The following is a 22,957-nucleotide window of genomic DNA, read 5'->3' as shown; positions in this document are numbered from 1 at the left end:
TTCGGGTTTGTTGACGTGGATAGTACGAGGAATGTATAAATGTAGAGAGGGACAATTACCTTCCCCAAGCCATCGGCTCTTTCGAGAGACCCGGCTTGCGACGCTCGAACCAATGAAGTTTGGAGCACTCAGCTCATGACCATCCGCTCTCGTTCAATCCCCCAACGACGCACAGTGCGCATTGCCATTGCCGCTCTCGCGGTACCGGCCCTCTTTCTCACCGCCTGCAGTGAGGGCGGCGGTGAAACTGGTGGCTCCAGCGCCCTGTCCATTGCTGCCGGCGGCACTGGTGGTGTTTACTACCCGCTCGGTGGCGGTATCGCCACCATGATCGGTAACGACATCGAGGGGTACAGCGCCACGGTTCAGGAAACGAACGCATCCGTCGACAATCTGCTTCTGATTCAGACGGGCGCAGCCGACCTCGCCCTCGTGGTGGGCGACGTCGTGTCCGATGCCGTGGACGGTGTCGGTTCCTTCGCCGACAATCCTGCCGACATTTGCTCGCTCGGTAACCTCTACAACAACTACATGCAGCTGGTCACCTCGACCGGCACGGGCATTGAGAGTGTCGAAGACATGAAGGGAATGCGAGTTTCCGTCGGCTCCCCGTCGTCGGCGACCGAAGTCGGAGCAGTTCGCATTCTCGAAGCCGCCGGCATCAACGTTGAGACCGACATCGACCGACGCCAGCTCGGTGCCGCCGAAACCGCCGACGCCCTGCGTGACGGCACGATTGACGCCGGCTTCTGGTCGGGCGGCATCCCCACCGGTGCGCTGGTCGACTATGCCAGCACCGGCGACATGGTGCTGGTGAACTTCGGCGAGTACGCCGATGCTCTCGCCACCGAATTCGGTGCTTACTACGTCGAACAGGACATCCCGGCCAACACCTACGAGGGCCAGACCGAAGCCGTCTCCGTGATCGTCTCGCCGAACCTGCTGGTCGCCAGCAATGACATGGACGAGACCCTGCAAGAGCAAATCACGGCAGCCATCTTCGACAACAAGGAAGCCCTGATTCAGGTGCACCCGGCAGCCGAGGAACTGGATGCCGCTACGGCCGGTGACGTTCCCTACATCACCACCTGTGCGGGCGCCCAGACGTACTTCGACCAGGCCAGCTAGACCGCCATGCACAAGCCAGCCGTTGCCATCGCGGCGGCGCTCGTCACGCTCACCGTCGGAGCTCTCGGCCTCGTCACCGCCTTCGGGCCGGTCGGCGCCGATGCCGGCGGTGGTGGCGGGGATGGCGCAGAACGGATGATCGTGGTCACCGACCAGGGCGGCGATGTGCTGGCCAGCCTCCCGCTGAACGGAGACTCGTTCTCCGTGAGTTATCGCAATTCGATCTACCAGACCATGGCTGAGGAACGCTATGTCGTGGCCGCCGACGGAACCTACGAATTGGTCGAGATAGCGGCCGACCAACTGGCCGTGATCGAAGAGTATTACGCCGTGCCGGACGCTCCCCGCCGAGCGCCGGCCGGCGACCGACGCGCCTATGTCGTAGAGCCGAACCCGTTGCATCCGGCCGTGTTCGAGGCGCTCTCGATCGCGGCAACCGACCTCGGCGAACGAACCATTCACATTCCCGGGTCGTCCCCGTACGCACTCTGGCAGCTTGTCGACGATGCCGCCCCCTACCTAGTACTTGAGATCGAGGAGACACCATGACCCAGGAAACGGGCGGCAGCGCAGCCGTCAACACCAAATCGTTGCCGAGCACGTCAACACCGACCGGCACCGCATCCGACCTGCTCGACGACGCCGAACCCGCGATCGATGAGGAAGCGCTCCTCGCGGAGTTCGATGCTGAAATTCCCGCCCGCAAGCTCAGCGGCATTCCCCAGCTCGTGGTCAAGATCATGGGCGTCGCTCTCTCCCTGTTCGGTCTGTACTGGGTCTTCAACCCGATGGCGTCGCAGTTCTACCTCCCGGCTTTTCTGATGCTCGCCCTGTCGGCCACCTTTCTCGCCTACCGGGGTTGGGGCAGCAAGAACAAGACCAAGGTCCCCGGCGCTAAAGACAACCCCCGCATCGCGGACTGGTTGCTCGCCGTGGTCGCCGTGGTACCTTTCGCGTACATCATTTCCGACTGGGACGCGTTCTTTCGTCGGGCGATCATTCCCACCGACCTCGACGTCATCATGGGCACGCTCGCCATTCTGGTGACTCTCGAAGCCGCCCGGCGCACCGTGGGTCTGATGATCCCCATTGCCGTCATTGTCTTCTTCGCCTACGCCCACTGGGGTTCCTATATTCCGGGCGTATTCGGCACCTCATCGTTCGACTGGTCCCGCCTGGTCGGTCACAACATCATGGGCACACAGGGATTGTTCGGCGTTCCGACCAATGTGGCGGCCACCTTCGTCATTCTGTTCACCGTGTATGGCGCCGTACTGACCGCGTCGGGTGCCAGTCGGTTCTTCATCGACCTGTCCTTTGCCGCGTTCGGTAAGTCCGCCTCCGGCCCCGGCCGTACGGTGACTCTGGCCGGTTTTCTGCTCGGCACGGTGTCCGGTTCCGGTGTGGCGACGACGGTGACGCTCGGTGGCATGTCCTGGCCGCTGTTGCGCCGGGCCGGTTACCCGCGCGAACACGGCGGCGCCCTGCTCGCGGCTGCCGGTATCGGGGCCATCATGGCACCGCCGATGATGGGTGCGGCAGCCTTCATCATCGCCGCGCTACTCGGTGTCTCCTACCTGCAAGTGCTGCTGTGGGCGATCATTCCGACCATTCTGTATTATCTGGGGCTCATCCTTTCGATTGAAATGGATGCTCGAAAGTTCAAGACCACAGACGTCACAATGGAGGTCAAGCCGGCCGGCAAGTTGCTGCTGCGCTTCGGCTACCACTTCAGTTCCCTGGCCGCGATCGTGGTGTTCATGTCGCTGGGCATGACACCGTTCCGTGCGGTCGTCTACGCCACCGTGCTCGCCTTCGTGCTGAGCTTCTTCGACCGCAACTCCTGGATGACGCCGCGTCGCGTGTGGGATGCCCTCGCTACGGGCGCTGCCGGAGCCATGTCGATCATTCCCGTGATGGCCGCCGCCGGACTCATCGTCGGTGTGCTGACCCTCACCGGTCTCGGGCTGAAGCTAGCCGGCATCATCGTCTCCGCCGCCGGGGGCAACCTGCTGCTGACGGCTATCCTCTCGGCCATCGCCGTTACCCTGCTCGGGCTCGCGGTTCCGGTCACGGCCAGCTTCATCATCTCCTGGGTGATCATCGGGCCGGCCCTGCAGGACGTCGGTGTGCCGGCTTTCGCCGCGGCGATGTTCATCTTCTACTACTCCGTGCTCAGCGAGGTGTCCCCGCCGACGGCGCTGTCGCCGTTCGCGGCATCCGCTATTACCGGGGGAAAACCCATCACGACGATGTGGCTTACCTGGCGTTACACGCTCACCGCCTTCCTGGTGCCGTTCATCTTCGTGTTGTCAGAGCAGGGTGTTGGTCTGCTCCTGCAGGGCGGGATCGGGTCTATTCTGCTCGCCTCTGTAACTTCGATCATTGCCGTTGCCGCGTTCTCGGTGGGAACCGGTGGCTGGCTGTGGGGTCCGGCCCGGTGGCCGGCGCGGGTACTCATCGGTGCCGGTGCGATTCCCCTGGTCACGCTCTCGCTCGTTCCCATGGTCTGCGGCCTGACCGCCATTGCGCTGGGAATCATCGTGCACTTCATCGGTCGTAAATCCACTCTTCGCGCTTCCGGAAAGGCTTGACATGCGTCTCTGTACTGTTCGTGACGGCTCTGTTCGTGACGGCTCGTCCGAAATCGCCGCCATCATTTTCGATGATCGCGGCGTAGCGCTTATTCGCGATCTAGTCCCGGGCTTCACGGGAGACATTCTCGACGTCTTGGCCACGGGCACAGCGGATGCGATTGAGGCGGCAGCTCTCGCCGCTGACGCCTCGGTCTTTCGCCCGGCGGATTCAGTGACCTTCGGTGCGCCGTATCGGCACCCCCGCATGTTGTGGGGCATTGGATTGAACTATGTGGAACATGCGTCGGATCTCGCCGAGGGCGTCCCGGACGAGCCGGCCTCGTTCATCAAGGGCGACCACACCATCATCGGTCCAGGCGAAAACATCCCGATCCCGTGGCAAAGCATCCGAACGACCGCTGAGGCCGAACTGGGCATCGTGATCGGACAATACTGCCGCGACGTTGAACCGGAGGATGCCTTGAGCTATGTGGCCGGCGTCGTTCCGCTCCTCGACCAGACGGCGGAAGATATCTTGCAGCGAAATCCCCGGTTCCTCACGCGGTCGAAGAATTTTCCCGGATTCTTCTCGTTCGGACCGAGCATCGTGCCGTTGTCGGAAGTGTATGAGTCCTACGATTCCCTGGCCGACGTCACGGTCTCAACCGTGATCAACGGAGCCGTTCATCGCAGCAATACCGTCTCCAATATGCGTTACGACCCGGCCTTCCTGATCAGCTTTCACAGTAAGGTCATGCCGCTTTTTCCCGGCGATATCATTTCAACCGGAACGCCCGGCGCCGTGCAGGTTCGGCCAGGCGATGTCGCCGAGTGTCGCATTCCGGGGATCGGTGTTCTGCAGAACCCGGTTGTGGCCCAGTCACGCTAACGCGCAGTCACGCCACGGGCCAGTCAGGCCAGCAGGGCCGCAACCACGATCAAGGCCGGCATCGACAGGATCGTCGTAAGTAACACGGTGTCGCGGGTGACGACGATCGCCCGGTCGTAACGCGACGCGAAGTTGAAAATGTTCTGCGCGGTCGGCAGGGCCGACACGGCGACCACCGCGAACAGCTGGGCGCCGTCAAGGTCGAAGACGAAATGCCCGAACAGGTAAGCGACGATCGGTGCCAGTACGACCTTAATCACCGTGGCCACAACGACCTGTTTGCGGCCAGTGCCGGCCTGGAGCAGGCGCTGGCCGTGCAGGGACATGCCAAACGAGAGCAAGACCATGGGAATAGCGGCTCCGCCGATGAGCTCGAACGGTGCCAGTACCGGGTCAGGCAGTGTGATTCCGGACACCGCAACGACCACTCCGGCCAGTGAGGCGAGAATCATCGGGTTGCGAAACGGTTGGGTGAGGATCGATCGCATGGATGCCCGGCCGTGAGTGGCCAGGTCGAGGATCGCCAGAATGGTCGGGGCCAGAATCACCAGCTGCAGAAGCACCACGGGCGCCACATACTGGGCACTGCCGAGCACATAGATCGCCACGGGCAATCCGATGTTGTTGACGTTGATATAGGTCGCGCTGGACGCACCCAGCACCGTCTCGGCCAGCGGAGTGCGAAAGAATAGCCGGGACGCGACGACATAGAGCAGAGCGCCCACGACGACGGTGCAGACGATGGCGGCCAGAAACTCGGAGAACAGCACAGAAACGTCGGCGTGCAAGAGCACGGTGAACAGCAGTGCGGGGGTCGCGACGAAATACGCCATGCGGTTGAGCACCCGGCCGGCGCCTGCCCCGACCAGGCTGAATCGCTCGACGAAGTACCCGATCAGGATCACAAATCCGATAATCGAAAACCCGACCAAAACACCGACCATTTGGTTGAGCCTACGGGTTCACTCAGCTGATCACGTGCGCGGCCCTTTCGATCATGCGATCGACGTTGCTACGATCCAAGCATGCCCCGACTCGACGTTCCTGGCGCTTCCCTCTATTACGAGACTCAGGGAGACGCCGCCTCGCCAGCCTTGCTGCTGATTCACGCGGGCATCGCGACCCTGCGCATGTGGGATCCGCAGGTCGCCGCCCTCGCGGCGCACCACTACGTCATCCGCTTTGACACCCGTGGTTTCGGTCAGACCACGGCCGAGAATGTGGAATTCTCCAACCGAGCGGATGCCACGGCGCTGCTCGATCATCTCGGCGTCGCTCGTGCCACCCTGATCGGGTGCGCGCGCGGAGGCACGATCGCGATCGACCTCGCCGTGGCCAGCCCCGAGCGAGTCGCCGGCCTGGTCACGATCGGGTCGGGGCCCAGCGGGTTCCCCGATGTAGAGCTCACCGAGAAGGAAGATGCCCTGTTCGACAAGCTGGATGCCGCCTTCGCAGCGCGCCAGTGGCCGCGGCTGGCCCGGCTCGAGGTCACGCTCTGGGCGGTCGGGCCGACCCGCAAGGCGGCCGATGTCGACCCCGCGTTCCTGGCGCTGGCGCAGGAGCTGAATCTGCGCAACGTCATCCACGCCACGGAAGCCCCGATCCTGATTCCGCTGGAGCCGCCGGCACTCGACCGGGTGAGTGACATCGACGTTCCCGCGCTGGTCACTGTGGGCGAGCTCGACGTCACATCGTCGCTGGCCCAGTACGAGTTCTTGTTGGAGATGCTGCCGCAGGCCAGCGGATGCACATTCCGCGACACCGCGCACCTGCCAAGCGTCGAGCATCCGCTGGAGTTTCAGCGCGTACTGATCAGCTGGCTCGCTACCAACAGTCTCTGATCCCTCCTCCGCTCCTACTCAGCGCAGAAGTTATCCACAGTCACGCACCACGGTCGATCCAGAGATTCCCTGCCCCGGTAGCCTGTGTGAAGGGTGACCGACCGCGGGGAGATCGATGTCAGAGCACGAGCCAGTTCAGAGCGGGCAGTTCTACCTTCGGCATGTCGGTCGCATTCTCTGGCCACGAACTGCCAACGACCTCATTGACACGACGCTCTGCCCGGCCTGCCAGGCACCATTGAGTTCGCCGGTATGCTCACGTTGCCAGCTCAACCTGCGGCATGCGGCCGCAAAAGAATTGCTGGCCAGTTCAGCGGCTGCAGCTGCAGCCATGGAGCGGCGCGCGGAGCTGATCGGTCGCATCCGCTATGAAACTGGCATCGGTCGGGTCACCGTGCCCCGACCGGTCGGTACCAACTCTGTCGGTACCAATTCGGTCGGTGCCAACTCGGTCGCCACGACGGTGGCAGCACCGATCCAGCCTTCGGTTTGGCCGACAGCCGCTCCAAGCACGCCACGGGCCGCGCTCCCCACCGCGCCACCGGTGTTCGATCCGACCGCGTCCCGGCAGAGTTCGCGGTCGCAGCCAGCTCAGCCTGTTCAGCCTGTTCAGCAAGCCGTTGTACCCCCGCTGGCCTACCCCGCGCTGGCTCTGCCCACCAAGCCCCAGCGTTCCAGCGTGCAGGTCGTGCTTCTCTCCGTCGGCGTGCTGTTGGTCTCGGTCGCCGCGATCTTCTTTCTCACGGTCGCGTGGATCTTCACCGGGCTGGGGTTTCGCTCCGTTGTCGTCGCGCTGCTGACCGTGGCCGCCCTCGTGGTCGCCGCCCGGATGCGTCGTTCGCGGCTCACGTCCACCGCCGAGGGAATCGGCAGCTTTGCCGTGGTGCTCGTGCTTCTCGACGTTTGGGGTATGCGGCAGAACAATCTCTTCGGCCTCGCTGCCGGCGACGGTGCACTCTACTGGGGCGTCACCCTGACTGTCTGCGCTGCGCTCTTTCTGGGCTGGCATGACCGGTCTAATCTGCGGGTGGGCAGCATCGCGGGCTTCGTCGTCGCGGTTCCCGGCGTCGGGCTTCTGGCGGCCGGTCTCTTTCAGAACCAGGACACGCTCACCCGCGTTTTCGTCGGTTTTCTCGGCGCTGCCGTCGCCGCCCTGCTGCACCGCGTAACGCTCCCCCGGCCCGGAGCGGGTGGGCGGTGGCCGGTCATCGATCGCTTCCCTGAGCGGATGCTGCTGCTCACCCTGGGCGCGATCGCCCTGGTCACGTCGGCCATTCTCGCGATTTTTGTGGACGCTGACAGCCTGATCGCCCCGATCTGGTGCCTCGGCGCGGTCACACTCGTCGCTACGACGCACGCTGTGCTCGTGCTGCGCGCGCCGGGCTCTGCCTTGACCTCTACGTCGACCGCTTCCTTGACCGCGCCGAGCGTGCAGCCAGCCCGATTGATGACTGAGTACCGAACCTTTGCCTATCTTGCGGCGTCCCTGGCCGCGTTCGCGGCCGCCGGAATTGCGCCGGTCGTTGCCGGTCGCTACGACAGCCTGCCGTTCTCCCTCACCGTGCCCCTACTCGTCGCTGCGGCTTTGGCCCTAATCCTGGAGCTTTTTGGCCGTCGGTTCGTGGCGCCTGACGCCGTGCGCACCGCTGCGCTCCTGGCAGCCGGATCGGCGGCAATCGTCGCCGCCGTTGGGCTGCTCCTCACCGCCGGCTATGCGGCCTGGCCACTCGTTCAAGCTCTGGGGAACGGGTTGCGCGGCCGGGAGGTAGTCACGAACCTGGCCGACGCAAACAATGGTTGGGCCCTGCTCGCGCTGGTCGGGGTCGGCGCGATTCTGCTCAGCGGGTGGAGGCTTGGCGGCCTGATCCACACCCGTCGCCAGATTGTGACGGCCCTCGCGCTGGCCGTCGTCGTTCTCTCGGTACCCTTCGCTGGGTCCATCGGAGTCATTGTCGCGCTCTACCTGCTGCTCGGTGCCGTTGCGCTGATCAGCTTGCTCCTCGCTCGGGCGCCTCAGTCGACGTCGACGTCGACGTCGACGTCGACATCGGAACCGGCACCGGCACCGGCACCGGCACCGGCCAGCGGCAGGATCTCGCTCGGCTTCCTGGCACCGTCCCTCATTGGGCTCCTGATTGCGGTCGAAGTCTTGGGCTATCTCATCAGCTGGGCGCACCCCACAACCTGGTGGTTCGGCACGGTGTCGCTCGTGCTCGCTCTCTGGTTTGCCCGCCTCATCGTCACGCAGCAGCCCGCCGGCCCTGTGCCCGTCGGCCCTGTGCTCGCCAGCCCCGCACTCGCCAGCCCGGTGCTCGCCAGCCCCGTACTCGTCAGCGACACCCGCGCTCATGCCCGAGGAGCGCTGCTGGCCACGGCCATCGTGATCGCCCTGATCGGAGTTGGGCGTGTTCCGCTGGCGCTCGCTCCGGAACAGCGCTGGTCTGATTCGATCAATCTGGCCAACGTCACGGCGGCCCTCGCCCTCAGCACGGCCCTCCTGCACCTTCTCGTTGCCGCGGCAGGGCTTCGGCCCCGTGCCCTACCACTGCTCGAGCGGCGTTGGGCCTTCTTCACCCTTCTCGTTCCGTGTGTGGTCGCCTTCGCGCTGCCCATTCGGTACTGGGCGCTTCCCGTCGAAGAATCCCTGCTGCAGCCCGAACCGCTCGGCGCGATTCTGCGCGCGGGCTTGCTCGTCGCAGCGTGCGCCGTGTGGGTCTTTGTGAGCGCCAATCGTGGAGCCCTGCACTGGGAACGTGTCATCGCCGGTCTCGCGCTGGGCCCGGCAGTTTTTTTGCTGGTACGCGAGGTTTTGTTTGCAACGGATGCCGTGGCATCCGTTTTCACGCTGGCCGCACCGGCAGTAGCCCTGGTGGTCGGCTCGCTCGCGCTGTTCCGCGGCACGACCGGCACGACCGGAACGCTGGGCGTGGATCTGTCTGCCCGTCGCGACCGGATTGCCCTCGAAATCGGTGCAGCGATTGTGCTCGTACCGGCCGTGTTCACAGCGGTAGTCACGTTGCGTTCGCTCGGGTGGCTCGCGATCGTGCTGGCCGGTATCGTGGCGCTCATTATGGCGATCGCACCCGACGGGCTCTTCGGCTCCCGGTCGAATCGCCGCCATTTTGGCTGGCTTGCTCTGCTGCTTGGCACGGTCGGTCTCTGGCTCGGTCTCGACCGGGCAGGCGTTGTGGCGCTCGAACCCTACGTACTGCCGGTCGCCGGCGTCGTGCTGGTCACCGCTTCGCTGATTCGTCGCTATGGCACAACCGATCGCTTGAGCGAAGCAAGTGCGGTGGCCGGCCTGCTGACCTTTGCCGGGCTGCTCATTGCGCTGGTACCACTCGCCGTCTCCTCGGAGTCGGGGTCGCTGGTGCGCCCCATCGTGCTGGCCCTCGTGTCGGTCACCCTCATGATCGGTGCTGGCCTGCTGCGATGGGCTCCGCCGTCGTCGACCTACCTGGCTGCGGCCGGTCTGGCCGGTGCGATCGCCCTCGTGATCACCGCCTTCGCGCAAACCCAACGTCTGCTCGACGTTCCCGGTGCGCCCGATGGGCGACTCGAGGTCTGGCTGCTCCTTCCCGCACTGGCGGCGGTCCTCACGGCGGTTCTGCTGGTGCGCCAAGCTGATGCCGAAACCACGGAGCTGCGTCGCGGCGCGAGCATCGCGCTCGTGCTGGTGTGGGCATCCATTTCAACCTGGGTTGAACTCACCGTCGTCACCTCCACCGCCGATGCCGGGCTGTCGACACCCCGGGCCGTGCTGCTCGTGCTCGCTCTCTCGGCCGTGCACGTGCTCGCCCTCTGGCGACCGCGAGCGCCGCTGGGCGCGCTCACCGCCTGGAGCGTACTTGGGCTGGCCGGTCTGGCCGCTGTCACGGTGGCCAGCACTGGCGTCGTCGCCCCGTTCGAACTAGTCACCGTTCCGGTCGCCCTCGCACTTATCGGGTCGGGCTGGTTGCGCCTCGTGAGCGACCCGCGGGCACGCAGTTGGCCCTGGTTCGGTCCGGGGCTGCTGTTGCTTCTGGTGCCGTCACTGCTGCTCGATCTCGGCTATAGCGACCTGTGGCGCATCGTCAGCCTCGGAGTTGTCGCGGTCATCGTGCTCGTGATCGGCAGCACGCGGCGGCTGCAGGCCCCGTTCGTGATCGGCGCTGTCGTGCTGCTCATTCACGGTGTCGCCCAGCTCTGGCCGTGGATCGCCCTCGCCTACAGCGTGATTCCGTGGTTCCTCTGGCTCGGTGGCGGCGGCATCGTGCTGATCGTGCTCGCCGCACGCTACGAGCAGCGCATCGCGAACCTCAAGTCGGTGGCTCTGCGGATCAGCGCGCTGCGGTAGCGGTGTCGCGGTGCTGTAGCGGTGTCGCGGTGCTGTAGCGGTGTCGCGCAGTGCGGTAGCCGCGCGGTGCTGGTTTTGCTCGGTGCTGGTGTCGCGCAGTGCCCCGCGGTGCGGTGCGCTGCAGCGCTCTGTTGTGCTGTGTTGCTCTGCGTTGGCTGGGGTCGGGCGGCGCTCTGTTGGTTCCGCGACGGCACACAGCCCGTGGTTCGCGATCGATCCGGTCATTTACGAATCGGCGGGGGTGCACGTGCCGGCGGTTAGAACGGTTGGGGATCGGTGCCGGTGTCGTTCCAGTTGGTGTTCATGGTGGTGTTCCAGGGGTCGGGCAGGGGTGGAGGTGTGGCCGGTGGTGCTGCTGGTGCCTGCGCGGTTTGTTGTAGGTGGGGGCTGATTCGGGTGGCGGGGTCGGTGGCGTAGTGCTTGCCCGCGGGGCTGGTCCAGTGCAGGGTTCCATCGGGGTCAGCGACGGCCTTCCAATCGCTGAAGTGCTTCAGGTTGTGGTGCGCCGGCGAAAGAAAGTGCAGGTTGGTGGCGGTGGTGGGACCGCCGAATTGTTTGTCGACGGTGTGGTCGAGGTCGCTGTGGCCGGCGGAGCGGTTACAGCCGGGGAACCGGCAGGTTCCATCCCGCAGCCGCAGGTACTTCTTCAGACTCGCCGGCACCCGGAACGGCGTGGCGCTGACGTCGAGGACGATGCCGGTGTGCGGGTGGGTGTGGATGCGCAGGAAACTCGTCGCGGTGCCGGCGAGGCGGCGGGCGGTTTCCGGGTCGATCGGCCCGTAGCCTTCGAGGTCGCCGGGTTCGTCGCTTTTTCCCAGGAGGGTGAGAACGGGGACGGTGATGTTGACGTTGGCGGTGAGGCCGGCGCCGAGGCCGCTGCCGGTGACTCCCTGCTGGAGGAGGTCGACGGCGACGTCGGCGCGCAGCTGACTGAGGGTGCGCGGTTCACCCGGGCCTTGCAGACTGAGGGCGGCGTCGGTAACTCGGGTATAGATACCCTGCAGGTCGTCGCCAGCGGCGCGCAACCAGAGCGTTGCCATGCCGTCTTTATCGGGGAAGAACAGCACCCGGCGATCGGACAGGCACTTGGCGCGGCGCACGGTAATGCTGTCAGGGTGGAACCGTTCCCGCAATTTGCGGGCCTTGCCGTCGAACTGCGTCGCGGTGAGGCGTTTGGCGTGCGGCAACAGCACCGCTTCGAGTTCGGCCCTGGCGAGTTCGGGGACGGAGTCGAGCTGCTCGAGCACTCGGCGGGCGTGCCGCAGCGAGATCTCCCCGGTACGGAGCGCGGTGAGGGTGCTCGGTCGGGACTCGACCAGGGTGCGGCTTTCCTGCAGGAGGCCGGAGGCGGTGCCGGCCGGGATGCGCAGCGCACACGCCATCTCGGCGACCAGGCCCTGCTGCGCGGCGAACGTCGCGTCCCAGTCATGCTCATGGCCCGGCCCGGACAGGGGCCGGCCGGTTTCGGCGGTGTTGGTGGTGTAGTCCCACGCCTCGGTGAGGACCTCAGCCTTGCTCGCCTGCGCCCACGCGATGACCTTCTCGAGCTCGAGAACCCGGTCCACGAACTCCGCCTGCCGGCGCTGGAACGGACTCAGGCCCGCGAGTGGGTCCGGCACGGACTGGGCAGCTGCCGGGAAGGCGGCCTGGAAGGCGGCGTCGGCGTGTTCTTCGGCCTCCCATACCAACCGGCACTCCTCCCGGAACGCATCAATGAACGCACGGTCCTCAGCGGAGAAGGACCACTCCACCTGCTCTCCGTCGTGGCTGCCGTCGAAGTCCGAAGCGTCGAAGTCCGAATCGGGGAGGAAAAAATCGGCGGAGGGATCGATGCCGCCCGGTTGGGAGGTGTCGCCGCTCTGGCTCATGGTTTTATTGTACCAAAATCATGGGCTGAAGTCGAGAAATTCTCAGAAGTACTAGGATTTTGGTGCGTATTTATATTCGACGCATGGAGACGTTCCCGAGACCGACTCAGGCCAGTCGATTGCGGCCCGGGCGGGTGTCGCGAACTCGGTGTCGGCTCAGGGAGCGTGCAGAAAAGCGGGCACGAGCGCGGGCGACCACGGACCGGCTCGCGCTGGGCGGTTCTCGCGTGTTCCAACCGCACGCAGTCGAACGGGGCAGCGTAGCTACGAGCGGCGCGACCCCAAGCTCGCGAGCAGGCGCTCCTCGGCGTCGTGGCCAGGAGCGATTCCGGCCGGAATGCGCAGGTAGAAGAAGACGCCACCGACCCACCAGAGTCCGAACAAGACCCAGGGCTCGAACGGCAGTGCTGCCGGCATCCCCGGCATATACAGACTGAGCAGGCCCAGGCACAGCGCGGCAGCGGCGACGCCGATCACGACTCCGCCGTTGCCCTTGCCGCCCACGCGCAGCGGGCGATCCATTTTTGGTTCGCGGCGGCGCAGCACCACGAAGGCGACGGCCACCAGAATGTAGGCCATGACGATGCTCGGTGCACCGGAATCAACGAGCCAGCCGAGCATTTGCGTGCCGAAGAACGGCGCCACAAACGACAGGGCACCGATGAAGTAGAGCGCGTTGGTGGGGGTACGAAATTTGGGGTGCAGCTTGCCGAACCAGGCCGGCAGCATGCCGGAGCGCGCCATCGAGAACATCAGGCGTGAAGCCCCGAGCAACAGCGAGTTCCACGAGGTGAGAATTCCGGCGATTCCGCCGGCGATGAGTACTTTCGCCATGACATCGCTGCCGAACAACGCACCCATGGCATCCGCTGTCGCAATATCGGCCTGGCCGATTTCGGCAGCCGGCATCGACGACGAGGTGGTGAGCACGATCATGACGTACCAGATGGTCGCGAGAATCACGGCGACGACAACGAGCTTGCCGATCTGTCGCGGTGCCACATTGACTTCTTCGGCCGACTGCGGAATGACGTCGAAACCCACGAACAAAAACGGCACCACGACGAGCACGGCGAAGAATCCGCCCATACCATTGTTGAAGAACGGTTCCATGTGCACGGTCGAACCGCCGGTGAACGAGCCGAGCACCAGCATCGCGCCGACGATCAGCAGGAATAATACGACGAAGGTCTGCACGACACCGGCCAGTTTCACACCACGGATGTTGATGCCCGTGATCACGACGGCGGCCACGGCTCCCACCAGCGCCCAGGTCAAATACACCTGCTCACCGGCGATCTGCCAGAGCGGGATCTGGCTCAGGTTGGGAAAGAGATACCCGGCCGTGCGCGGCAGGGCGACGGCCTCGAACGCCACGATGGTGACGTAACCGCCGGTGATCGCCCAGGATCCGACGAACGACCAGCGTGGCCCCATGGCTCGCAGCAGAAAGTTGTGTTCGCCGCCGGCCTTGGGCATGGCTGCGGTCAACTCGGCGTAGGTGAGGCCGACGATGCCCATGATGATGCCGCCGGCAATCATGGCCGTGACGGCACCCATCGTGCCGGCGTCGTTGATCCAGCCGCCGGTCAGTACGACCCAGCCGAAGCCGATCATGGCTCCGAAGCCGAGAGCGAGCGCGTCTCGATTTCCGAGGACTTTGAGCAGAGAATCAGGTGCGTCGTGGCGGTGCGTGGTAGCGATGGTGTCCCCGATTGTTTCGGCTCACGTCAACGCTGATGCGACGCCGGATGGTGCGCTGGCTACGAACCGATCGGCCCGCCACGAGTGCTTGTCTGCCTTGATTCTGTCATCCCGGCGGCGCTGCAGAACGCTATCCGCGGCCGACCCAGCGATCCATTGACCGGTAAACGCCGAAAACACGACCGGCCACGGCGTCCCAGGCCGCCAACGGCAGCACGCCGCGGAGGACCTTCGACAGGTTCACCGTCCACGGCAACAGTAGCTGCGGCTTGCCGGCCAGCATCGCCCGCCAGACCCGATCCACCACGTATTCCGGCGTCATCAGCGGGGTGAGCAACGGCCCTCGGGCACCCGTGAACATGCCGGTGTCGATGTAGCTCGGACACACCGTGGTCACCTTGACCTGGCCGTGTCCCTGCTGCACCAGCTCAAGCCGCAGCGAATCGCTCCAGCCGATCAGGGCCGCTTTCGACGCGGCATAAACGCTCATGCGCGGGGTGCTGAGGGTGCCTGCGGCCGACGCGATGTTTACGATGCGTGACTCGCGGTATCCGCTCGCAATCATCGCCGGCAGAAACTCGCGGGCGATATACATGGGCGCGAGCGCATTGATCTGCATGGTCGGGCGGGTGTCTGCACCGTTGTCGTGTTCCCAGAAATACTTGCCGCGCACGATGCCGGCGTTGTTGATGACCACGTCGGGGTCGCCGATCTCCGTACGCACCCGCTGCGCGGTCTGCGCGATGGCACCCAGATCGGCGATATCGACGACGTAAGGCGCGATCGTCGTGCGTCCGTTAGAACGATCATTCAGGATGGCGGTGGTCGCAGCGAGCGCGGAACCGTCGCGATCCCAGAGAATGAGCGTTTTCGCCCCCTCGGCGACACACCGCTCGGCATACAGGCGGCCCATTCCCATGGCTGCTCCGGTAATCAGCACGCGGGCTCCGGCGACGGTTCGACTCATACCCCCATCATGCCGCCTGCGCGTCCTGTTGCGGGACTGCGCGCAGTATCCGTCAGGCGAGCCACCCCACGAGATACCTGGCAGCTACAGGCAGTTTTTGCCCAATCTTTTTTCGTGTCAACCCCCACAATGGGCATCCCGGCGACCAGCATACTAAGCGTCGGCGATCGCGAATGCATGTCGCATTCGCGTCTGTCGAAGAACATCGTCTTCCCGTCCGCGGTACCTATTTGCATGCGAAGGAACTCAATGAAACTGAAAATGCGTATTTTGCTGGCGACCATGAGCGTTGCGGCATTGACCGTGGGGCTGGCTCTGCCTGCCTCGGCCGCTGACACCACGACGACACTCGCTATCGAGAATGGAACCCTGTCGATCACGGTTCCCAACGCTGCCTACATGGGATCTCAGCCCAACACTGTCGGCGGAAGCGTGGTCACGGCTTCCCTCGGCCAGGTCACCGTGAGCGATGCTCGCCCCATGAACTCCGCAGGAGCATCGTGGACGGTGAATGCTAGCGCGACAGGCTTCGTCGCGTCTGGTCAATCAACCACCATCCCCGCCAGTGCGATTGGCTACACTGTCGGGACCGTCACGAAGGTCGGGTCCCCGTCCTACATCGTAACTACGACCAATCTCAGCTCTATGGCAACCGCAGCCGCCGTGGTCGCCGCCAGCTCTGTCTATTCGAGCAGTTCGGCGGCCTGGAACCCGACCATCACCATCAAAGTACCGAGCGGCATGAGCGCGGCCACGTACACATCTATGATTACTCATTCCGTTTTCTAACGGCGACGTTCAAGGAATGTGACATGCCAATGTTTCGGTGGCCCCGGCTTGGGGCAGAGCTCTCGGGTTCTGAGCACCGACTGACCCGGTTAGCGCTGCGCATCGTCGTCGGTACGCTCGTCGTCATTTCGGCGGTTGCTCCGGGCGCCGCCGAAATCGCGAGCGCCGCCGGCGCCACGCCAGCCCCGAGCGACGGTATCGGTCTGCGCTTGGTGGAGATTCCCGTCAACGCGGCCGACGATCCGCGGGCCCAAAAATACATTGTTGACCACGTCGCACCCGGCACACTGATCCATCGGACGATCGAAGTCTCCAACGGCAGCGATTCCAGCGCGCACATCAGCCTGTATCCTGGCGCCGCCTCAGTCCAAGACGGCGCTTTTCTGGCCACCGAGGGGCACACGCCCAACGAATTGTCGTCGTGGACCTCGATTACGCCGGCCGAGATCGATCTGGCCCGTGCCGGTGCGCAGACCGCCACCGTCACCATCGCCGTTCCCGCTGACGCTGCTCCCGGCGAACAGTACGCCCTGATCTGGGCCGAGGCACGGTCATCGGCGGATGCCGGAGTCGTCGCGGTCAACCGCGTCGGTATTCGGGTTTATCTCTCGATCGGCTCCGGCGCCGCACCGGCCGCCGACTTCACGGTCGACTCCCTGGCCGCAGCCCGGGCGGACAACGGCCAGCCGATGGTGATCGCATCCGTTCACAACACGGGTGGGCGTGCGCTCGACCTGTCGGGCACGCTGGAACTGCTGGCGGGGCCGGGCGGCCTCAGCGCTGGTCCCTTTCCGGTCAACCTGAATACCACGGTCGCGGTCGGTGACACCGAGCCGGTCACCGTTGAACTCGCCACAGAGATTCCCAATGGGCCGTGGATGGCAACGATTACGCTCGGCAGCGGCTTGCTGGAACGAACAGTCGAGGCGTCAATCACGTTCCCGCGCAGTGGCACGGCCGCAGCCGTGCCGGCCCACGAACCGATTGTGATCTGGCCGTACCTGACACTGGCTGGCTTCATTCTGGTCGGGGCGACGGTGCTGCTGCTGGTGCGGCGCCAGCGCCGCCTGGTATACCCGGTTGTGAAGTTCGCCTAGATGAACATCAATACGATGCCGGCCACACCGGCGAGAACGCCAATGCCGAGTAGCACCAGGCCGATCAGGCGCAGTCCCTTGCCGTCAAGGTCGGGGTCGTGCGTGCGGCATTTTTCGGGCCGGCGATTGCGAAACCAGACGCGCACGTCATCGCCCGGCTCGAGATTCTGCGTCTCGTGGGTGTCGGCTGGGCACTCGTGCACATCGCCGTCGTTGTCAAACCAGCGGATGACCGTGGCTGGCCCCGACGCGGCAATCACGGCGGTCGTGCGAGTCCAGCGGCCACTGATGCCCCGCACCGAGAGACCGACTATATAGAGGAGCGCTCCGATAATGAGGCCGACAAGAGTGAGAATCTCGCTCATGATTCCGGCGAAGTCGAGAGCGTGCACTGCCACCGCCCATCCGTTGTCACGTGAGTCGTATATATCGAGGTTCTGGCGGCGTAAGCACCACTGGCTAAATCGTATCGTTTCACATCACGGCAGCGGGCCCGTCTCGGTTGAATCCATGCGATTTGGACTCTTCGTACCCCCGGGTTGGCGACACGATCTGGTCGGCCTCGGTGTCAATGGCAACGCTCGCCGGATTTCTTGCCCCGGCACCCGTCAGCCTGACCATCGAACAGGTGGATGATGCCGTCGCCGCCACTCTCGCCGATCTCACAGAATGATCCCTCGATACGAACGTGCTGGTTCGGTACGCCACCCGTGACGACGAGCGGCAATTCGCACTAGCCAGCACGTTCATGGGTTCGCTGAGCGCACGGAGCAGGGCTTCCTGGACACAGTCATGGTGGTCGAAACGTGGTGGGTACTGACTCGCGCCGATGCTTTAATCGCCCGCAGCGCCGTGGCCAACGGATGCACCGGCACCGGCACCGTCGACCGGCGTGCCGCCGGACTGGCCGGCATGGCGCTTCTGGAATAGGTGACACACTGGGGTCAATGATGCTCGACAACGAGGTACCGGCCTGGTGGCGCGGCCTGGGCCTGCCCGGACTGGTCGACCTGCACACCCATTTTCTGCCAGAGCGCATGCTGCGGCGCGTCTGGGCACACTTCGACGAGATCGAACCGCTGATCGGCCAGGAGTGGCCGATCCAGTACCGCGACGATCAGGAGTCGCGGCTGGCGAGCATCCGTCGTCTGGGCGTGCGCCGTTTTACCGCGCTGTCGTATGCGCATCGCCCAGGGATGGCGGCTTCGCTGACCGACTTCTCGCTCGATCTGGCGGCGGAGCACGCCGATTGCGTGCCGAGCGCCACGTTCTATCCGGAAGAGGGCGTGCTTGAGCAGGTGCAGTCCGCCCTCGATCGGGGCGCTCGAGTGTTCAAGATTCACGCGCAGATCGGGGCTTTCGACCTGCGCGAACCCCTGCTCGACCCGGTCTGGGGGCTGCTGGCGGATGCCGCGATTCCGGTGGTGATCCACGTCGGCAGCGGGCCGGTGTCCCGGCCGGGCATCACCGGGCCGGAACCACTTGCGGGGGTACTGGCGCGGCATCCGCTTCTGACGGCCGTCGTTGCACATATGGGCGGCCCGGAATACGGCGAGTTTCTCGATCTCGCCGAACGCTACCCCTGGGTACACCTCGACACCACCATGGTGTTCACGGATTTCTTCGAGCAGCTCGCACCGTTCGACCCCGCCCTGCTGCCACGGCTGGCCGACCTGCCCGACCGAGTGGTGCTCGGCAGCGACTTTCCCAACATTCCGTACCCGTATGCGCACCAGCTCGAGTCGCTCGAACGGCTGCGCGACCGGGAACCGCGCCTCGACGACGACTGGCTGCGCGCCGTCTGCTGGTACAACGGTCTGCGACTGATCGGCGAATAGGCTGCGGTGCCATACACGGTTGGCGCGCGGACTCTGACGGTAACAGGCGAGACCCGACCAGACTGTCAGCGCAGGGCAGCTGGTGACCCTGGACGGGTCAGCGTCCGTCGGTGCGAGGACTTTCTCCTGGACGAGCCCTGGTTTGGTCCAGCTCCTTCACTCAGGAGCAGGACCAAGCCGTATTTTGGCGTCCCCGCGCAATATTGCTATTACCGGCCATAGGATCCGTCTTGTGGTTATGACCCGTATGGCCCATCTACTCACTACGCCGAATTCGAGGACGACCATGACACCGACCGCCGATCTCTCCCGCCGCGCCGTTATCTTGATCGGGAGCGCGGGCACCGCTGCGGCGCTCGCCGGCTGCTCGACCGTATCGCCCGCCGGGGTGGAGGCTGGTGGCCCGTCGACGGCGTCCACGGGCGGGAGCGCACCCCAGGAGGTTGCCAAACTTGCCGACATCCCCATCGGCGGCTCCATTTCGGCCACCCTGGACGGGAAGCCAATTCTGGTTTCTCAGCCGACCGAAGGTAGCATCATTGCCTTTAGCGCCATCTGCACGCACCAGGGTTGTGTCGTTAAACCCGGGGAAGGCGAATTCGATTGCCCGTGCCATCAGTCACGCTTTAACGGGGCAACCGGAGAGGTGATTGATGGCCCCGCGCCCTCGCCGCTGGAAAAGATTGCGGTGCGCGTCACCGGCGGCGTTGTGCTCGCCGATTCCTGACCATCCGAGCGACCATCCGAGCGACCATCCGAGCGACCATCCGAGCGTGAGCATGAACATCCACAATGGTCTGCCCGGTCAAGAAGGTGATTGTCTATCTGGGAGATCTGCGGATCCAGCGCGGAACGGGCGTCCCAAGAGGGTACGCGGAGCGGGCTACCGACTCGTCTGAGTCGATAGCCCGGCTGAGAGTATCCCGCCGCTAGCCGTCGTTGCTTCCGTTGCCGGAGCCGGAGCCGCCACTATCGGAGTCGTCCTGGCCGCTGTTCTCGTCGGCCTCGGGGCCGGAATTGGTCCCGTGGCCCGAGCTTCCGCTGTCGTCGACAGTATCGTCGACGCCGGAGTTGCTGCCTTCCGGTCGTTCATCGCTGTCATCGGGAGCGTCAGTGACGTCGTCACTGCCGTTGCCCGATCCGTTGCGTCCGTCGCTGTCATCGGGTGCGGCGTCGTGGTTATGGTCCGAAGCATCTTCGGTGGCTGCGGGCGCCGGCGCCGGCTCGTTGGCCATGTCCACACCGACCCCCGCGGTCGAGCGGGGGGAAACGGTGACTGCCTCCAGCTTGGTATGCGCCGCGCGCGCGATGCCGTTTTGAACCGACTTTATAAGATCATCGCTGAGTAGCGGTCCGGTGTAGGTCACGTCGAGCTCACCGGTGCGGAGGGTGGTGGAGTAGTTGCCGAGCGCGTCCGACAGAATGCCTTCCCGGGCGATGGACTCCTCCAGTGCGGCAGGGCTGGTCGCCCGAACCGCGAACCGGAGATCGTGTACCAAGACCTCGGCAACGTGGTAATGGTCCACCCCGGAAACCACTGGGTCCTGGAAGTACGCACGGTTGACCAGTTCCCCGGCTTCGGCAACGGTATCCCCCATCGGCAGGGCCACGATCAGCTCCGGCACCAGGTGCTCGAGCGAGGCGGGGTCGAGCACGTCGGGAGAGATGTCGGACAGGTTTATCTGGCTCTGGTTCGCCGCATTATCGAGCACCGTGCGGAGCGCGGCGAGATCGGCGTCGGGAGTCGAGTGGATTGCGATCACCACCCGGCGTCGAACCATCAGCCCGTCGTAGGTCACGGTAGGTCGGTCGTTGCCCGCATCGGTACCCGTCTCAGCGTCGCCGATCAGTCCGGTCGAAACGGGAGTAGGGGTAGGAGGCGTCGCCACGGCGGTGCATCCGCTCAGTGCGAACGCGATGAGTACCGCCGTGACCATCTTGGTGACGTTGTTCATCTCAGGTTCCCGTCGCAAACCCCGGCCGGTACACCGGCGGATAGGAATTCATGGGGGTGGTGTCGACGATGGGATAGTCAGAGGTGACCGGGTCGTTGTTTCGCCAGTCCCCGACCGAGAATTGCACCATCATGTCGTGGTCTTCGTGCACCAGGTTGTGGCAGTGCACCATGTATCGCCCGCCGGTGTGGGCACCGGTGTTGAACTGCATCAGCAACGTGATGGACTCGTTCTCGCCCGCGTAGAAGACGTCTTTTGGCCCGCCCTCCCACGGGAACGGTTTGCCACCGTTTGTGTTTCGGGCGATGATTTTGGCATCGATCAGATGAATGTGCACCGGGTGGAACCAGCCTCCGGACTCGTTCGTAATGGTCCACTGCTCAACGGAGTACGGCTGGGGACTGCCGAAGCACCGGGAGAACCCGGATGCCTCCACGTCCTCCCAGGTCTCCCCGTTGATGGTCCACTCTCCGCCCTGACGCTGCACTCGAAGTACCCGCTTTGCCACCGCCATCTCCGGGGTCAGCTTCATCACGTCGAGGCCACCACGCTCGGGGTTTGCCGAGCCACCGTCGTCGAGGGTAGTCGGGATGGCGGAGATCGACCCGACAGCGGAACCCGAGTCGGCCACCACCTGAAACCGCATGATCTTGTTCGTGTTTGCGAAGTTGACGTTGTTCTTGTTACTCAGGTTGCGCATCTCGATCATCTGGCCAACCTTGTACTTGCGGAAGTCGATAAGGATCTCATAGCGCTCCGCCGTGCCCTGGCGCCAGGACTGCACCGCCTCCACCTTGGGCGTCATGCCGCCGTCGGTGCCCACGACGTAGAACGGGTCACCGGTGGACAGTGTGGGTCGATAGGAACGGGTGATCGAGGCCACGAGCACTCGAAACCGGTAGATGCGCGGCTTGACCTTCATCGTCGGCCACGGCACCCCGTTGACCATGATCACATCACCCCACAGACCCGCGTGGCCGTTGTCGTTGAATCCCAGAGAACCATCGGCGTTAAACATTGCGTCCGAGATCATCAGCGGCACATCGAACTCGCCCTGAGGCAGCTGCGCCTGCTCGTACTGGTCCGACAGCGGGTAGAAGCCCGCGAGCCCTGAATACACATTCTGGCTCGTGACCAGGTGGTTGTGGTCGTGGTACCAGAGCGTGCGCGCCGACTGCCAGTTGGGGTACTGGTAGTTCTTGACTTTGCCCGGAGCAGTGAAGTCGTTGGCGTACCCGTCGTACTGGGGCAACGATGCCGAGCCGTGCATGTGGGTGACGGTGTTAAACGCCGACGGATGCAAGAGCCCTGTTGCCGGCAAAGCGTTACGGATGCGTATCTCGGTTCGGGTGCCCTGTCGCACCCGAATGGTCGGGCCGGGAAAAACACCGTTGTACCCCGCGAGGGTGGTGGAGAGCCCCGGAAGTATCTGCGCCTGCGCCAGCTTCTCGGTGAGGGCGAATTTGGCGAATGGTCGAGCCGGGTCGCCATCATCGAAGCCCGTGGCGTACGGCACCAACTCGGGCGGGCGGCGGAACACGCCCCGGTACGGGACCGGCATGTTCGAGGGTGCCAGCAGGCTGGGGGTGGGGACCGGGTCCCCCATCTTGGCCATGCCGAGGGCGCTCATCGCGCCGACGGCACCCACTGCGCCCAACTGCAGTACTTCCCTACGTGTCGTCATGCTCACTCCAGAGTGGTGCGTCGAGATGAGTTCACGATAAAGAATGCCGTGGCGGCCTTGTGGAAACCTTGCGCACTGGCGTGGTGTTCGTGTGCACGCTCGGGAACTGATCCGCGGCCCTGATTACTGATGACAATCGAAATGCCGTCGTCGTGTCTCAGCTCGCCATACGGCATGCCGCGGTGAATTCAATCGTTATTACACCCCAGACGCGACGATTTATTGCGAAAAATCGCAAGAAAACGCCGCGCATCGCCCGATACTCTGAAGTGGCACGCCCGCCGC

At 64.5% G+C, this 22,957-nt stretch carries 19 protein-coding genes; 12 read left to right on the top strand and 7 right to left on the bottom strand.

Features of this window, described 5'->3' with window-relative positions; all coding sequences use genetic code 11:
- Nucleotides 1-135: 135 nt before the first annotated feature.
- Genes CJ028_RS16305 through CJ028_RS16290 form a run of 4 tightly spaced genes read left to right on the top strand, consistent with a single transcriptional unit; the run spans nt 136 to nt 4,593 of the window.
- Nucleotides 136-1,128, top strand: a complete 993-nt coding sequence (locus CJ028_RS16305) for a TAXI family TRAP transporter solute-binding subunit (RefSeq protein WP_105036276.1) — start codon at nt 136-138, stop codon at nt 1,126-1,128.
- A gap of 6 nt (nt 1,129-1,134) precedes the next feature.
- On the top strand, nt 1,135-1,677 hold the full coding sequence (locus CJ028_RS16300; protein ID WP_105036275.1) for a hypothetical protein: 543 nt from the start codon (nt 1,135-1,137) through the stop codon (nt 1,675-1,677).
- Entirely contained in the window at nt 1,674-3,722 is a 2,049-nt protein-coding gene (locus CJ028_RS16295) for a TRAP transporter permease (RefSeq protein ID WP_105036274.1), read from the top strand. The genes CJ028_RS16300 and CJ028_RS16295 overlap by 4 nt, the downstream gene beginning before the upstream one ends.
- 1 nt (nt 3,723) lies before the next feature.
- A complete protein-coding gene (locus tag CJ028_RS16290) occupies nt 3,724-4,593 on the top strand; it encodes a fumarylacetoacetate hydrolase family protein (protein ID WP_105036273.1) in 870 nt (289 codons plus the stop codon).
- A 23-nt stretch (nt 4,594-4,616) separates the two neighbouring features.
- Here CJ028_RS16290 and CJ028_RS16285 read toward each other — a convergent pair whose 3' ends face one another.
- A complete protein-coding gene (locus tag CJ028_RS16285; RefSeq protein WP_105036272.1) occupies nt 4,617-5,537 on the bottom strand; it encodes an AEC family transporter in 921 nt (306 codons plus the stop codon).
- 81 nt (nt 5,538-5,618) lie between these two features.
- Between CJ028_RS16285 and CJ028_RS16280 the strand changes: the two genes are divergently transcribed.
- Together CJ028_RS16280 and CJ028_RS16275 are read left to right on the top strand one after the other, a co-directional pair.
- Nucleotides 5,619-6,434 carry an alpha/beta fold hydrolase gene (locus tag CJ028_RS16280; RefSeq protein WP_105036271.1) on the top strand — a complete coding sequence of 272 codons (816 nt, stop codon included), beginning with the start codon at nt 5,619-5,621 and terminating at the stop codon, nt 6,432-6,434.
- Nucleotides 6,435-6,765: 331 nt separating this feature from the next.
- Nucleotides 6,766-10,770, top strand: coding sequence for an SCO7613 C-terminal domain-containing membrane protein (locus CJ028_RS16275; protein WP_129590529.1), 4,005 nt, complete (start codon nt 6,766-6,768; stop codon nt 10,768-10,770).
- A 257-nt stretch (nt 10,771-11,027) separates the two neighbouring features.
- Here CJ028_RS16275 and CJ028_RS16270 read toward each other — a convergent pair whose 3' ends face one another.
- The 3 genes from CJ028_RS16270 to CJ028_RS16260 form a co-directional block, all read right to left on the bottom strand.
- Entirely contained in the window at nt 11,028-12,638 is a 1,611-nt protein-coding gene (locus tag CJ028_RS16270) for an HNH endonuclease signature motif containing protein (protein ID WP_105036269.1), read from the bottom strand.
- 264 nt (nt 12,639-12,902) lie between these two features.
- The gene (locus CJ028_RS16265; RefSeq protein ID WP_276309398.1) at nt 12,903-14,306 is read right to left on the bottom strand and encodes an APC family permease; all 1,404 of its coding nucleotides are present in this window, start codon (nt 14,304-14,306) and stop codon (nt 12,903-12,905) included.
- Between the two features lie 166 nt (nt 14,307-14,472).
- Nucleotides 14,473-15,309 (bottom strand): SDR family NAD(P)-dependent oxidoreductase, encoded by an 837-nt coding sequence (locus CJ028_RS16260; protein WP_105036267.1) that lies wholly within the window; start codon nt 15,307-15,309, stop codon nt 14,473-14,475.
- 249 nt (nt 15,310-15,558) lie between these two features.
- On the opposite strand from CJ028_RS16260, the gene CJ028_RS16255 reads away from it, so the two are divergent.
- Together CJ028_RS16255 and CJ028_RS16250 are read left to right on the top strand one after the other, a co-directional pair.
- Nucleotides 15,559-16,098: a hypothetical protein gene (locus CJ028_RS16255; RefSeq protein ID WP_105036266.1), complete on the top strand. Its 540-nt coding sequence runs from the start codon at nt 15,559-15,561 to the stop codon at nt 16,096-16,098.
- A 23-nt stretch (nt 16,099-16,121) separates the two neighbouring features.
- Nucleotides 16,122-17,195: a COG1361 family protein gene (locus tag CJ028_RS16250; protein ID WP_205684074.1), complete on the top strand. Its 1,074-nt coding sequence runs from the start codon at nt 16,122-16,124 to the stop codon at nt 17,193-17,195.
- Here the strand turns inward: CJ028_RS16250 and CJ028_RS16245 are convergent.
- Nucleotides 17,192-17,593, bottom strand: coding sequence for a DUF3592 domain-containing protein (locus CJ028_RS16245; protein ID WP_240607361.1), 402 nt, complete (start codon nt 17,591-17,593; stop codon nt 17,192-17,194). The two genes, CJ028_RS16250 and CJ028_RS16245, sit on opposite strands and share 4 nt — an antisense overlap.
- Nucleotides 17,594-17,712: 119 nt before the next feature.
- On the opposite strand from CJ028_RS16245, the gene CJ028_RS21020 reads away from it, so the two are divergent.
- The 4 genes from CJ028_RS21020 (at nt 17,713) to CJ028_RS16235 (ending at nt 19,760) form a co-directional block, all read left to right on the top strand.
- Nucleotides 17,713-17,868 (top strand): hypothetical protein, encoded by a 156-nt coding sequence (locus tag CJ028_RS21020; protein ID WP_161499012.1) that lies wholly within the window; start codon nt 17,713-17,715, stop codon nt 17,866-17,868.
- 119 nt (nt 17,869-17,987) lie between these two features.
- The gene (locus CJ028_RS20805; protein ID WP_148666445.1) at nt 17,988-18,125 is read left to right on the top strand and encodes a PIN domain-containing protein; all 138 of its coding nucleotides are present in this window, start codon (nt 17,988-17,990) and stop codon (nt 18,123-18,125) included.
- 17 nt (nt 18,126-18,142) lie between these two features.
- Nucleotides 18,143-19,033, top strand: a complete 891-nt coding sequence (locus tag CJ028_RS16240) for an amidohydrolase family protein (protein ID WP_240607360.1) — start codon at nt 18,143-18,145, stop codon at nt 19,031-19,033.
- Between the two features lie 286 nt (nt 19,034-19,319).
- Nucleotides 19,320-19,760: a QcrA and Rieske domain-containing protein gene (locus tag CJ028_RS16235; protein WP_105036264.1), complete on the top strand. Its 441-nt coding sequence runs from the start codon at nt 19,320-19,322 to the stop codon at nt 19,758-19,760.
- Nucleotides 19,761-19,962: 202 nt separating this feature from the next.
- On the opposite strand, the gene CJ028_RS16230 is transcribed toward CJ028_RS16235, so the two are convergent.
- Nucleotides 19,963-20,988 (bottom strand): hypothetical protein, encoded by a 1,026-nt coding sequence (locus tag CJ028_RS16230; RefSeq protein ID WP_105036263.1) that lies wholly within the window; start codon nt 20,986-20,988, stop codon nt 19,963-19,965.
- A gap of 1 nt (nt 20,989) precedes the next feature.
- Complete coding sequence (locus CJ028_RS16225) at nt 20,990-22,672, bottom strand: multicopper oxidase family protein (RefSeq protein WP_105036262.1); 1,683 nt, start codon at nt 22,670-22,672, stop codon at nt 20,990-20,992.
- Between the last annotated feature and the right edge of the window lie 285 nt (nt 22,673-22,957).

It is taken from the genome of Cryobacterium aureum (assembly GCF_002954245.1).
Classification (GTDB): domain Bacteria; phylum Actinomycetota; class Actinomycetes; order Actinomycetales; family Microbacteriaceae; genus Cryobacterium; species Cryobacterium aureum.
Note: the sequence above shows the minus strand (reverse complement) of the source record. Positions and strands in the feature narration are given on the sequence as shown.

Excerpts from the sequence above, each read along its gene's own strand:
- CJ028_RS16235 (WP_105036264.1), top strand. The coding sequence starts at position 19,320 with ATGACACCGACCGCCGATCTCTCCCGCCGCGCCGTTATCTTGATCGGG.
- CJ028_RS16225 (WP_105036262.1), bottom strand. The coding sequence starts at position 22,672 with ATGACGACACGTAGGGAAGTACTGCAGTTGGGCGCAGTGGGTGCCGTC.
- CJ028_RS16275 (WP_129590529.1), top strand. The coding sequence starts at position 6,766 with ATGGAGCGGCGCGCGGAGCTGATCGGTCGCATCCGCTATGAAACTGGC.
- CJ028_RS16285 (WP_105036272.1), bottom strand. The coding sequence starts at position 5,537 with ATGGTCGGTGTTTTGGTCGGGTTTTCGATTATCGGATTTGTGATCCTG.
- CJ028_RS16250 (WP_205684074.1), top strand. The coding sequence starts at position 16,122 with ATGCCAATGTTTCGGTGGCCCCGGCTTGGGGCAGAGCTCTCGGGTTCT.
- CJ028_RS16300 (WP_105036275.1), top strand. The coding sequence starts at position 1,135 with ATGCACAAGCCAGCCGTTGCCATCGCGGCGGCGCTCGTCACGCTCACC.
- CJ028_RS16230 (WP_105036263.1), bottom strand. The coding sequence starts at position 20,988 with ATGAACAACGTCACCAAGATGGTCACGGCGGTACTCATCGCGTTCGCA.
- CJ028_RS16280 (WP_105036271.1), top strand. The coding sequence starts at position 5,619 with ATGCCCCGACTCGACGTTCCTGGCGCTTCCCTCTATTACGAGACTCAG.
- CJ028_RS16305 (WP_105036276.1), top strand. The coding sequence starts at position 136 with ATGACCATCCGCTCTCGTTCAATCCCCCAACGACGCACAGTGCGCATT.
- CJ028_RS16290 (WP_105036273.1), top strand. The coding sequence starts at position 3,724 with ATGCGTCTCTGTACTGTTCGTGACGGCTCTGTTCGTGACGGCTCGTCC.
- CJ028_RS16255 (WP_105036266.1), top strand. The coding sequence starts at position 15,559 with ATGAAACTGAAAATGCGTATTTTGCTGGCGACCATGAGCGTTGCGGCA.
- CJ028_RS20805 (WP_148666445.1), top strand. The coding sequence starts at position 17,988 with ATGGTGGTCGAAACGTGGTGGGTACTGACTCGCGCCGATGCTTTAATC.
- CJ028_RS16260 (WP_105036267.1), bottom strand. The coding sequence starts at position 15,309 with ATGAGTCGAACCGTCGCCGGAGCCCGCGTGCTGATTACCGGAGCAGCC.
- CJ028_RS16270 (WP_105036269.1), bottom strand. The coding sequence starts at position 12,638 with ATGAGCCAGAGCGGCGACACCTCCCAACCGGGCGGCATCGATCCCTCC.
- CJ028_RS16295 (WP_105036274.1), top strand. The coding sequence starts at position 1,674 with ATGACCCAGGAAACGGGCGGCAGCGCAGCCGTCAACACCAAATCGTTG.
- CJ028_RS16240 (WP_240607360.1), top strand. The coding sequence starts at position 18,143 with ATGATGCTCGACAACGAGGTACCGGCCTGGTGGCGCGGCCTGGGCCTG.